Here is a 12,582-nt window from a genome sequence, read left to right as displayed (position 1 = left end):
TTAGTTTCCTTTTTGTGAGTATTGTTGCTCAACTTTTTGTGTAATTTCGTCACTTAAACGCAGTGCGCGTAAAAGTGTAAATACGTTTTCTTCGTGGTTATAATTAAAGTTAACTTGCTGCTGCTCTTGTTTATTATAGCCTTGTAAATTAACCCCAAGCTTTAACCAGCCATCGTTTTTTAATGCCACACTGCTATTAAGTTTTTGAATATCTAAATTAGTTAATAGCCCTAATACAGGTTGCAACTCTTGCTGTTGCTGCATTACTGAATCAAACGCGGCATTATTGGTGATTTTTAAATTACCTGTTCCTTGGCTAAATAAACTACCGTCAATTATTTCAATTTTTCCACTATCAAAATGGACAGGTAAAGACCCCGCCAAGCGTCCCGTTAATACAATGCCCGACTTATCGTCGAGTGTAACGAGTTTACTTGCATCAATATTTTCAAACTTAACATTGGCAACTTGGTTTGGCTTCCCTATTGTGTAGGTATCTAACGAAAATTCGCCACCAAACACACTTCCTTTTACATCATTTATAAGCGCGGTATTACTACTCACTTGCCATTGCCCTTTAATCGCTTTAACTACGGCACCCGCTCTAAACTCATTTAAATTAAAGGTAGTTGGTTTTACATTAAGCTTACCTGAATTATATTCCCCGCTAAATACACTGTTTAAATCACTCGCAAGGTAATCGTTATACAGTGCACTTGTATGACTAATCCCCATATTGAACAGTGCATTTTGTAAGTTTATATCGCCACTAATATAGCCATTAAATTCGCCCTCTGTTAGTTGTGCAAGTGGCTCAAATTGCCTAATAAGCGCATTTAACAGCAGCGTACTTTGTTCAGGAATAATGACTTCAAACGGATGAGCTTGCGACGACATATGATGATTTACAACTAACTCAACATCGTTTATAAATGCGTGATGCGTGGCTTTTAGTGCACGACTTTGCAAGCCTGTAGACTCTACTTTTATATTATTAAGTTTTATGTCAGGGCTATTAACAGCCTTTATATTCGTTTTTGCTGTTAGATCAGCAAATAACTCACCTACGCCTAAATTAGCATTTGCTGTTAATGTGTTACTTATATCTGTGACTTTAAATTCTTTATATTCTGCGCTTTTTAATTGCTGCGTTAACGCTACCTCTGCGTTTAACTTTTTATCCATTTTTGCAGTTAAATCACCTTGATATTGCACTGCACTTATATCAAACGCATCTACATTATTAAGCGTTAATTTAGCATTTATAAGCCCAACTGGTTTTGAGTCTATAAACTCACTTATATCAAAGTGACCACTGAGGCTAAGCCCATTGGCTGTTGCAGGTGCAAACTCAGGCAAACTTTTAAGCATAATGGCGTAATCGCCTTTAATAACAGCGCCAGATAACTGAGCATTAACGCTAATATTATTTATATCGGGTGTATTTATTTGAGCTGATAAATTTGTCTGTAAGTACTCAAATGGAGATGTAATATTTAGTGTTGTATCTGTTATTAAAAAATCAAATTGCTTATCGCCTTCACTCATCAAATTAATTACAGGTACACTGAGCTCACTACCCTCTAAGCGAATTGATTGAGGGAGTTTAAGTTGCCAATTTAAAGGAACTTGTTTGCTAAAAAAGCCTGCATATTCACTCGGTGGAATTAACTCAGTACAGCTTGGTGTTAGATTAATTTTGTTATTAAGCAAATCGGTATTAAACATTAACACTTGGCTATTTAAATTAAAATGAGTCGCCAACTTACCTGTAGTTAATACGTTAACTTTGCACTGCTGATTTGTATGAGAAAACTCATACGTGTGAGTAAACTGGGAGCTAATATCGCCATTTAACTCAAACTTTATACCGTCAAAGCTAAATGCTTGCTGAGTATTAAAGTTAAAATCTGCTATTAATGTATTTTTAGTGTTTATAACGTGCTTTAAAAGAGTGTCATTAATTAAAAACTGACCACTTACTTTATTAGCAGTCAAAATTGCGCTTGCGTTTATATCACCCGAGACATTAAATTTATTTAGTTCTGGTTCTAATATGCTTATTTTAAGTGGCTTATTGAGCTCATCACTTTTTACTACAAGCTGTTTAATATTGATTAATGGGCGGTTTAAGGGAAGTGCTAAATCGAGATTTTTAGCAAGTTGATTAGCATTATCACTTTTAGGGAGTGAATTAACTGTTAGCACTGCATTTTCAATATCTACACGCTTTGTATTTGCAGTAATACCAGTAAGTTGTAATTGTTGATTTTGATAATTTACACACACTTTATCAGCATGAATATTTAGTTCAGACGTAATTAAAAAATCGAGACAACTTAACGTAATGCCTGCTTTTTTAAGCTCAGGCGCTATAGCCCACTGTAATAACGGCAAGCGAAACACATAACTAAGCAGCAAGGTACTTAGCAATAAAACACCAACAATTAAACCAACTCGCTTAAACATACTATCCTTAAATGCTTTGTGCTTTTAGCTAAAACTATACTAATCAAAAAAGGCTGCACAATGCAGCCTTTTTTATTTTACAGTAAGATTATGAATCTAACTTGTATAAACGTAATTATAATTAACCTACGTTTTTACGTGCATTACGGAACATGCGCATCCATGGGCTATCCTCGTTCCACTCATCAGGATGCCAAGAGTTGGCAACGCTTCTGAATACACGTTCTGGATGCGGCATCATTACAGTGGCGCGACCATCAGTTGACGTAATACCTGTAATACCTTCTGGAGATCCATTAGGGTTAGCTGGGTACTGCGTTGTAGGGTTACCATAGTTATCTACAAACTTAACCGCTACAGTGCCGCTATTAAGCGCCGCTTTAGTGGCTGCATCGTTTGCAAACTCAGCATGACCTTCACCATGAGAAACCGCTATAGGCATTCGCGAGCCAGCCATTCCGTTAAAGAACACAGACGGGTTTTCTTGTATTTCTACTAAACTAAAGCGTGCTTCAAAACGCTCTGATTTATTAGTTACAAAGCGCGGCCAATGTTCAGTGCCAGGGATCAACTCTTTTAACGTTGATAACATTTGGCAACCGTTACATACACCTAAGCTAAAGGTATCTTGACGGTGGAAGAAGTTTTGGAACTGATCGCGTGCCATGTCGTTAAACAAAATAGACTTAGCCCAACCTTCACCCGCACCAAGTACGTCACCGTATGAGAAACCACCACAGGCCACTAAACCTTTAAATTGATCTAGTGTTAAACGACCTTCTAAAATGTCGCTCATGTGTACATCAACGGCTGCAAAACCTGCGCGATTAAACGCTGCAGCCATTTCTAAATGAGAGTTAACACCCTGCTCACGTAAAATAGCCATTTGTGGTTTAGCACCGGTTGCAATGTATGGCGCCGCTATATCTTCGTTTAAATCAAAGTTAAGTTTTACGTTTAAGCCTGGATCTTTTGCATCAAATTTAGCATCAAACTCTTGCTTAGCACATTCAGGGTTATCACGGCGTGCTTGCATTTGATACGTTGTTTCAGCCCAAATAGTACGAAGCTCAGTACGCGTATGATTAAGTACCGTATTTTCGCCACGGTTAAATATAATCGCATCGTCACTGTTAAGCGTGCCAATGTTGTGGCTAATTGCTGCTATACCATGTTGTTCAAACACCGCATTTACTGCATCTAAATCAGCATTTGCTACTTGGATTACGGCACCTAGCTCTTCGTTATAAAGTGCTTCAATGTCTGAACCTGTTAAGTCAGCTAAATCAACCGTTACACCGGTATGACCCGTAAACGCCATTTCAGCAACAGTGGTAAATAAACCACCGTCTGAGCGGTCATGATAAGCAAGTAACTTACTATCAGCCACAAGTGCTTGCATTGCGTTATAAAAGCCTTTTAATAACTCAGGGCTATCAACATCAGGTGTTACATCACCTAATTGCTTATAAACTTGTGCAAGGCTTGATGCGCCCATGCGGTTTTTACCCGCACCTAAATCAACTAATATAAGCGATGTGTCGCCTTTATCTGTGCGTAGTTGTGGAGTGACTGTTTTACGTACGTCGTCAACACGACCAAACGCAGTTATAACCAGTGAAAGCGGCGATGTTACTGACTTCTCTTGTGAGTCACCTTCATCTTTCCATGTCGTTTTCATCGACATAGAATCTTTACCCACTGGAATCGTTAAACCAAGCGCAGGACAAAGCTCTTCGCCTACGGCTTTAACCGCTTCGTATAAACCAGCATCTTCACCTGGGTGACCCGCTGCTGCCATCCAGTTTGCCGATAACTTAATGTTTTCAAGGCTACCGATGTTTGCACAGGCAATATTAGTTAACGACTCAGCTACAGCTAAACGAGCAGATGCACCGTAATTAAGTAATGCTGCAGGAGTACGCTCACCAAGTGACATAGCTTCACCGTGGTAAGTATCATACGTTGCCGCAGTTACTGCACAGTTAGCAACAGGTACTTGCCAAGGACCGACCATTTGATCGCGCGCTACTAAACCCGTAACTGAGCGATCGCCGATTGTTATTAGGAATGTTTTTTCTGCAATGGCTGGTAAACGCATTAAGCGCTGCGCTGCATCTGCTGCATTTATTAATGTAGTATCAAGCGCTTTACCAACAACGTGCTTTGACGTTACATCGCGATGCATTTTAGGTGCTTTACCTAATAATACGTCCAGCGGTAAATCAACAGGGTTATTTTCAAAATGACTGTCTGACACTGTTAAGTGAGGTTCAGCTGTTGCTTCACCAATAACAGCGTACTGGGCACGTTCACGCTTACAAATTGCTTCAAAGCGTTCAAAATCCTCTACGCCAACAGCAAGTACATAGCGTTCTTGTGATTCATTACACCAAATTTCGTGTGGTGCCATGCCTGGCTCATCGTTAGGAATGCTACGTAATTGGAACTTACCACCACGTCCGCCATCATTAACAAGCTCAGGAAACGCATTTGATAAACCGCCAGCACCTACATCGTGGATGAATGCAATTGGGTTTTCGTCACCTAGCTGCCAACATTTATCGATAACTTCTTGGCAACGACGTTCCATTTCTGGGTTTTCGCGCTGTACTGAAGCAAAATCTAAATCTTCGTTTGATTGACCAGAGGCCATGCTTGATGCAGCACCACCGCCTAAACCAATGTTCATTGCAGGTCCACCTAGCGCAATTAATTTAGCGCCAACAGGAATATCGCCTTTTTGAACATGATCAGAGCGAATATTACCTAAACCACCGGCAAGCATAATGGGTTTATGGTAACCACGTACTTCTTCGCCATTATGGCTTGTTACTTTTTCTTCGTAAGTACGAAAGTAGCCTAATAAGTTAGGACGACCAAACTCGTTATTAAATGCAGCACCACCTAGTGGACCTTCTGTCATTATATCAAGCGCGTTAACAATACGACCCGGTTTACCAAAATCGCTTTCCCATGGTTGCTCGTAACCTGGAATACGTAAGTTTGATACAGTAAAGCCAACTAAACCTGCTTTTGGCTTAGAGCCACGACCAGTTGCGCCTTCATCGCGAATTTCACCACCAGAGCCTGTAGCCGCACCAGAGAATGGCGCAATAGCTGTTGGGTGGTTATGCGTTTCAACTTTCATTAGTATTTCAATGTCTTCTTGATGATACGCATATTCACCTTGCGCATTTGGGAAGAAGCGACCCGCTTTTGAGCCTTTCATTACTGCCGCGTTATCTTTATACGCCGACAATACATTTTCAGGATTTAGCTCAAAGGTATTTTTAATCATTTTAAATAGCGATTTTGGCTGCTCTTTTCCATCGATTGTCCAGTCAGCATTAAATATTTTATGGCGACAATGCTCTGAGTTTGCTTGTGCAAACATAAACAATTCGATGTCGTTAGGGTTACGTCCTAACTTTATAAAGTTTTCTACCAAGTAATCTATTTCGTCATCAGCAAGGGCAAAACCTTGCTCAACATTGGCTATTGCTAATGCTTCGCGTCCGCCACCTAAAATATCAACAGACGACATTTGGCGCGGTGCATCACTGCGAAACAGTTGTGCAGCATCTTCAAGCTCACTATGCGTGGCTTCGGTCATACGGTCGTGCAATAACGCAATTACTTGTGCAAGTTGTTCTGCGTTTAAGTCACCTTCAACATAATAAGCAATACCGCGTTCAACACGGTGAACCTGTTTTAAACCACAGTTATGGGCAATATCGGTTGCTTTAGATGCCCAAGGTGAAATGGTACCTGGGCGAGGTGTAACAAGTACAAGTTTGCCAGCTGGGGTATGCTCAGCAATAGTTGGACCGTAAGTTAATAGTTTTTCAAGCTTGGTTTGCTCGGAGCTACTCAACGGCGATGTTAAATCGGCAAAGTGAGCATACTCGGCGTATACGTTAGTGACTGGAAGTTGCGATTGTTGGCAACGCGCTAAAATTTTATTAACTCTGAACTCTGACAGTGCTGGTGCACCACGAAGGATCAACATAGGTAATTTCATCCGGGGTTAGGGATTGAACGATATTTTAGGCACGCATTATAGTCCAATTAGCATTCAGATTTAACTCAAAATTACGCTTTTCATAAAATTAACTTTTTAGCTTTATTTATAGCCTCTTTTGGTTAATAAAATAAAAGGTAAAGTGACGCGATGGCTTAGTTTTGCTATAACGGTGACTGGCGAGCTTAAGGGGCACTCAATGTTCAAAGAAAAACTAATAATAATCATTACTTTAGTTATGCTGTTATGTGCATGCGATATGCAAGAGCAGCCAACTCAACTCGCCCAAATAAAAGAACACAATAAAATACGTGTGGGTACCCTTGCCAGTGCTAGTAATTATTATCAAGCCGTTCAAGGTGAGCAAGGCTTTGAATATGAGTTATCTCAGGCCTTCGCTGAATATTTAGGTGTAGAGCTTGAAATAGTCCCTTTCTTTAACTTATCTGAAATGTTTGAACGCCTTGAAAGCGGTGATTTAGATTTGATAGCATCAGGACTTACCTATAATAAAACCCGTGCAGAGCAATACCGTTACGGACCAACTTACAGAACAATCAGCCAAAAGTTAGTTTATAAACAAGGGCGCGTTCGCCCTCGAGAGTTTGACGATTTAGATGGCAACTTTACTGTTATAGCTAAAAGTAGCCACTCGCTTACTCTACAAAAAATGAAGAAGAACAATCCAGATCTAACTTGGATAGAAAGCGAAGAGTTTGATGAAGAAGAACTACTTCAAGCAGTTATTGATGGCGAGATAGATTACACACTCGCTGATACGCATACGCTATCGCTGTTTCGCCGTTATCACCCAAATTTAAGCATTGGTTTTTCAGTTAGCCATAACGACCCGATTGCATGGATACTTAATAAATCTAAAGACGACTCTTTATATGCGTTGTTGGTGCCATTTTTTGGTGACGTTAAGCAAAGTAACCAGCTCTATGTACTTGAAGAAAAATACTTCGGTCACGTGCGCCAATTTAACTATGTAAATACCCTAGCCTATATAGAAGCAATTAAAGAAACCTTACCAACATACCAGCCATGGTTTGAACAATATGCAGGTAGCCTTGACTGGCGATTATTAGCGGCACTAAGCTATCAAGAATCTATGTGGAATCCTCGCGCTAAATCACCAACAGGTGTGCGCGGCATCATGATGCTAACTCGCAGTACAGCCAAACAAGTAGGTGTTACTAACCGGTTAGAACCAGAGCAAAACATTCGTGGTGGCGCTAAATACTTAAGCAAGCTTATTAAACGTATTCCTGACCGTATCCCGCAACCCGACCGCACATGGCTTGCTTTGGCCGGATACAATGTAGGTTGGGGGCACGTTAACGACGCACGTATAATTACCGAACAGCAAGGCGCAAGCCCTGATAAATGGGCTGATGTAAAGAAACGCCTACCGCTATTAATTAAAAAGCGCTATTACCGTAAAACTCGCTACGGTTATGCCCGAGGCGATGTAGCTGTTAAATATGTCGATAATATTCGTCGCTATTACGATGCACTTGTTTGGCTAGATGAAAATGATGCTATTGCTGCAGAGCCTGAGCCAGAACCAATTACAGAGTTGAGCACTGATACTGAGCTAAAGCTAAACGAAAAAAGTGAAGTAGAAAGTAAGGCAGATGAAGCTCAAACAGAAAAACAACAACCTACAATCGAACCCGAACAGTCGAGTGAAAACAATGGCTAAGATTAATATAAGTACCCGTTTATTGAGCATGTCAGTAAGCAAAATTTAAGTAAATTAAATATCTGTTTACTTGTCACCAAATGATCACTAATGTGTGTTAATTGTATATCATTATTTTATAAGATATACCCGTGCCTTTCTCACTCTTGCATTAGGAGAAAACATGCTAAAACGTAGACGCACACAAAGATTAAAACGCAATGTCATTTATTCAACGGCCACACGTCGTCGTGTTATGTTGCGAAAACTACACAAAAAAATCATCTGGCGTCGCCGAATGTTTGCTATGCAGCAAATGGCTGAATCAGAAATAGAGCCAATCGCTAGTTAACTTTAGTTAGGCTTATTTATTTGATCATCACGAGCAGCTTTCTTAGCTGCTTTAATTTGCGCTCTTCTACGTTTAAAAAAATTCGAAATAGTATCCCCGCACTGCTGTGCCAAAACACCACCGCACACCTCAACTTGATGATTTAACTTAGGCTCTTGTAATAAATTCATAATTGAACCCGCAGACCCTGTTTTAGCATCGACTGCTCCAAATACTAAACGCTTTATTCTGCTATGCACTAACAATCCCGCACACATAGAACAAGGCTCTAACGTTACGTATAGGGTGCAATCAATTAAGCGGTAATTGTTAAGGACTTTTCCAGCTTCTCGCACTGCAATCATTTCGGCATGGGCAGATGGGTCATTATCCGTTATTGAGCGGTTATACCCAACTGAAACTAGCTGGTTATCTTTGACTACAATTGCTCCAACCGGAATTTCATCAAGCAGCTCTGCTTGCTTTGCATACAAAAGCGCTTGTTCCATCCAGTAGGAATCATCAAATGGTTCGTTCATTATTTCTACTTAAATAACCTTTTATGCTGTAATTATACCTAGTTAGCACTCTAAAGTGCGCCATTCATTACTTTATTCCAAAAATAAAACAATATTTACCCGTTTGTAATGGCTCACTCGTGCTGATTTACGCTATAATCTCACGCTTTTTTTATTTAGCTCACAACACGGGTAGCAAATGAAATTTCCTGGACGCCGCAGGCATAAACATTATTTTCCAGTGGAAGCCAAAGATCCACTTACCAATCAACTTAACGCAACAGAGCGATTACAACGTAGTTATATTACGGGTATCGATCAGATCGTTGTTGATATAGAGGCAAAAGTTGATCAAGCTTTCCTTGACGAATTTCAACTACGTAGAGGGATGTCGCAAGTTATTGATAGCGATACAACAAACGCCTTATACGATCGTTTAAAATTAAACAATATGGTTGATTTTGAGTTTGCCGGTGGAACCATTGGTAACACTATGCACAACTACTCTGTACTTGCAGATGATCGCTCAGTTTTATTAGGCGTAATGAGCGAAAATATAAAAATAGGTAGCTACGCTTACCGTTTTTTATGTAATACCTCAAGCCGTGTAGACTTAAACTACCTTCAACCAGTTGATGGGCCTGTAGGCCGTTGTTTTACATTAATTGATGAAACCGGTGAGCGTACTTTTGCAATAAGTGCAGGTCTAATGAATCACTTACGTCCTGAATCTATCGATAAAGACCTTATTGAGAATTCATCAGCGTTAGTGATTAGTGCCTACCTTATGCGTACTCAAGGTAGCGAAACAATGACTGAAGCCACTATGCAAGCAGTTAAATACGCTAATGATGCAGGTGTGCCAGTTGTGCTTACACTCGGTACTAAGTTCTTAATTGAACAAGACCCTACTTGGTGGGCAAACTTTGTCGAAAAGCATGTTGATATTCTTGCTATGAACGAAGAAGAAGGGTTAGCTATTACGGGTTTTGAAGATCCCCTTTTAGCTGCTGATAAAGCACTTGATTGGGTAGATTTGGTAATTTGTACCGCTGGCGAAAAAGGCTTATTTATGGCCGGCTACGTTGATGAAAGTTTAAAACGTGAAACTGAATACCCGTTACTACCGGGCGCCATACCTGATTTTAACCGTTACGAATTTTCACGCGCTATGCGTAAGGATGAATGTGATGAGCCTATCAGGGCATACAGTCATACTGCCCCATTTATGGGCGGGCCTGATTCAATCAAAAACACCAATGGTGCAGGCGATTGTGCACTTGCGGCTGTACTACATGATTTGTCAGCGAATGTTTATCATAAACTTAATGTGGCAAACTCAGCTAAGCATCAGCAACAAGCTATTACTTACTCGTCACTATCGCAAATTAGTAAATATGCTAACCGAGCGAGTTATGAAGTGTTAGTTCAACACTCTCCGCGTTTATCTCGTGGCTTACCTGAACGTGAAGATTGTTTAGAGCAGGTTTACTGGGAACAATAAATTACAAAGGGAGCAATTATTGCTCCCTTTTGTTTACCTAAAAAATAGAAATATCGAGTTTTTTAGATAACAGCTCGAGCGCTGCAATTCCTGCAACCGAATTACCAAACGAATTAAGCCCCGGTGAATAAACAGCCACTGTAAACTTATTTGGTAGTACAGCTAAAATAGTTCCTGATACTCCCGACTTACCAGGCATACCCACTCTGTAACCAAAATCCCCCGCAGCATCATATAAACCACTCGTGAATAAAAGCGAATTAAGCTGTTTATTCTGACGACTACTTAAAACGCGTTTACCAGAGCTATAATCAACACCTTTATTAGCTAAAAAATTATAAGCTTTTGCTAATTCAATACAGTTGAGCTCAATAGAACAAAAGTTAAAGTAAGCCCACAAAACATCATCTACTTCGTTTTCAAAATTACCAAACGATTTCATCAAATGCGCCATCGCAGCATTTCGGTGCCTGAACTCATACTCTGAATTAGCGACTTTTTTATCAATTACTACGCCTCTATTACCAGCTAATAACCTGAAGGTTTCGAGCATAGAATGCATTGGCGCAGATAAGCGGCTGTATAATGCATCACACGTTACAATTGCGCCTGCATTGATGAATGGGTTACGAGGTATCCCCTTTTCAAACTCAAGCTGTGTAAGCGAGTTAAAGGCTGTGCCTGAGGGTTCCTTTCCGACTCTATGCCAAAGTTCATCACCATAACGCTGTAGTGCCATAGTAAGTGTCATAACTTTAGAAACTGATTGAATAGTGAAGCGTTGAGAACAATCCCCTGCGCACACAGTTTCACCATCAGTTGTATAAATAGCGATAGAAAATTGTTCCGGATCAACCTCGGCAAGCGCCGGTATATAATCAGCTACTTTCCCTTGTGATAATAAAGGACGTACTTCATGTGCTATTTCATCAAGCACCTTTTGGTAATCAGCTGTAGGCAATCTAGACCTCTATATCGTCATTCATAAGAATTGGATTTTAACACGCGCTATTAGGTGCACCTAGTTTTGTTGTCGAATTTAACGGTGAGATTTTACTAAATTTAAATAGAAAAAAACGTCACATTACTGTATCTGGTTTCTCTTAATTAAATCCTGGTAATGTCATGATGCCCACTGCGGTGGAGAGTCACAGTGCAAATGCTACGAACTCATTGTCGAGCGGAGATTTTTATGATTTTAGCGTCGGGAGTCGCTACGCTCGCCCGACCTACGTGATAGGTGTTGATGTGAGTGTGTTAATTGCGTGTTTTTCACTTTTCTGCAGACATAAAAAGCCCGAATCTTAAATTCGAGCGCTCTACAATGTGAAGTCGGTGCGCTACGCAGTAGGATGTCGTAGTGCCCACAGCGGTAGAGAGTCACAGTGAAATACTACACTATTATTAATCGTATCGTCTCTTAGTATGCAGAGTTTTACTAATTTCAAAAAGAAAAAAACCCGTTACATTACTGTAACGGGTTTCTCTTAATTAAATCCTGGTAATGTCCTACTTTCACATAGCAAATGCTACACTATCATCGGCGCTGTTTCGTTTCACTACTGAGTTCGGCATGGAATCAGGTGGGTCCAAAACGCTATTGTCACCAAGAAAATTCTTTTCAATTTTCTTGTTTTTAATTATTAAGATTAAAGTCCTTCGACTGAATTTGAAGCCTGGTAATGTCCTACTTTCACATAGCAAATGCTACACTATCATCGGCGCTGTTTCGTTTCACTACTGAGTTCGGCATGGAGTCAGGTGGGTCCAAAACGCTATTGTCACCAAGCAAATATGGTGCAAAGAATTAATGACAAGCACATAGTGCTACCATTTTCTTTGCGCAAGGTGCCTCAATGTTAACGCTACGCGCTAAGAGTCACCTCTTGAATTTGGAAAATATCTGATAATATTTTTTAAGTCTTTTCAGTAATATCTACTTTAGTCATATTAACTTCTGTCTAAACTGTCGCATAAAACGCGTTTGGCGTTGTATGGTTAAGCCTCACGGGTAATTAGTACAAGTTAGCTTAATGGCTCACACCACTT

At 40.1% G+C, this 12,582-nt stretch carries 7 protein-coding genes and 2 rRNA genes; 3 read left to right on the top strand and 6 right to left on the bottom strand.

Annotation, left to right across the window (positions count from 1 at the left end; genetic code table 11):
- Entirely contained in the window at positions 1-2,469 is a 2,469-nt protein-coding gene (locus I6E82_RS09660) for a YdbH domain-containing protein (RefSeq protein WP_197117742.1), read from the bottom strand.
- Between the two features lie 121 nt (positions 2,470-2,590).
- Positions 2,591-6,481, bottom strand: coding sequence for a phosphoribosylformylglycinamidine synthase (gene purL / locus I6E82_RS09655; RefSeq protein WP_197117741.1), 3,891 nt, complete (start codon positions 6,479-6,481; stop codon positions 2,591-2,593).
- 211 nt (positions 6,482-6,692) lie between these two features.
- Here purL and mltF point away from each other — a divergent pair, with 211 nt between their 5' ends.
- Positions 6,693-8,201, top strand: coding sequence for a membrane-bound lytic murein transglycosylase MltF (gene mltF / locus I6E82_RS09650; protein ID WP_197117740.1), 1,509 nt, complete (start codon positions 6,693-6,695; stop codon positions 8,199-8,201).
- Between the two features lie 163 nt (positions 8,202-8,364).
- Entirely contained in the window at positions 8,365-8,532 is a 168-nt protein-coding gene (locus I6E82_RS09645; protein ID WP_007584688.1) for a hypothetical protein, read from the top strand.
- 2 nt (positions 8,533-8,534) lie between these two features.
- Here the strand turns inward: I6E82_RS09645 and tadA are convergent, their stop codons facing one another.
- Entirely contained in the window at positions 8,535-9,050 is a 516-nt protein-coding gene (gene tadA / locus I6E82_RS09640) for a tRNA adenosine(34) deaminase TadA (RefSeq protein ID WP_010554384.1), read from the bottom strand.
- A 178-nt stretch (positions 9,051-9,228) separates the two neighbouring features.
- On the opposite strand from tadA, the gene I6E82_RS09635 reads away from it, so the two are divergent.
- Positions 9,229-10,533, top strand: coding sequence for an inosine/guanosine kinase (locus tag I6E82_RS09635; RefSeq protein WP_010554383.1), 1,305 nt, complete (start codon positions 9,229-9,231; stop codon positions 10,531-10,533).
- Between the two features lie 37 nt (positions 10,534-10,570).
- On the opposite strand, the gene glsB is transcribed toward I6E82_RS09635, so the two are convergent.
- The 3 genes from glsB to rrf (I6E82_RS09620) all read right to left on the bottom strand — a co-directional run bounded on the left by glsB (position 10,571) and on the right by rrf (I6E82_RS09620) (position 12,322).
- Positions 10,571-11,494, bottom strand: coding sequence for a glutaminase B (gene glsB / locus I6E82_RS09630; RefSeq protein ID WP_010554382.1), 924 nt, complete (start codon positions 11,492-11,494; stop codon positions 10,571-10,573).
- Between the two features lie 535 nt (positions 11,495-12,029).
- Positions 12,030-12,144 (bottom strand): 5S ribosomal RNA (gene rrf / locus I6E82_RS09625).
- A 63-nt stretch (positions 12,145-12,207) separates the two neighbouring features.
- Positions 12,208-12,322: ribosomal RNA gene (gene rrf, locus I6E82_RS09620) — 5S ribosomal RNA — on the bottom strand.
- Between the last annotated feature and the right edge of the window lie 260 nt (positions 12,323-12,582).

The sequence above is a fragment of the Pseudoalteromonas sp. NZS11 genome, assembly GCF_015864765.1.
Taxonomy (GTDB): Bacteria; Pseudomonadota; Gammaproteobacteria; order Enterobacterales; family Alteromonadaceae; genus Pseudoalteromonas; species Pseudoalteromonas arctica.
Note: the sequence above shows the minus strand (reverse complement) of the source record. Positions and strands in the feature narration are given on the sequence as shown.

Bases quoted from the DNA above. Each gene is read 5' to 3' on its own strand.
- I6E82_RS09660 (WP_197117742.1), bottom strand. From the start codon at position 2,469: ATGTTTAAGCGAGTTGGTTTAATTGTTGGTGTTTTATTGCTAAGTACC.
- purL (WP_197117741.1), bottom strand. From the start codon at position 6,481: ATGTTGATCCTTCGTGGTGCACCAGCACTGTCAGAGTTCAGAGTTAAT.
- mltF (WP_197117740.1), top strand. From the start codon at position 6,693: ATGTTCAAAGAAAAACTAATAATAATCATTACTTTAGTTATGCTGTTA.
- I6E82_RS09645 (WP_007584688.1), top strand. From the start codon at position 8,365: ATGCTAAAACGTAGACGCACACAAAGATTAAAACGCAATGTCATTTAT.
- tadA (WP_010554384.1), bottom strand. From the start codon at position 9,050: ATGAACGAACCATTTGATGATTCCTACTGGATGGAACAAGCGCTTTTG.
- I6E82_RS09635 (WP_010554383.1), top strand. From the start codon at position 9,229: ATGAAATTTCCTGGACGCCGCAGGCATAAACATTATTTTCCAGTGGAA.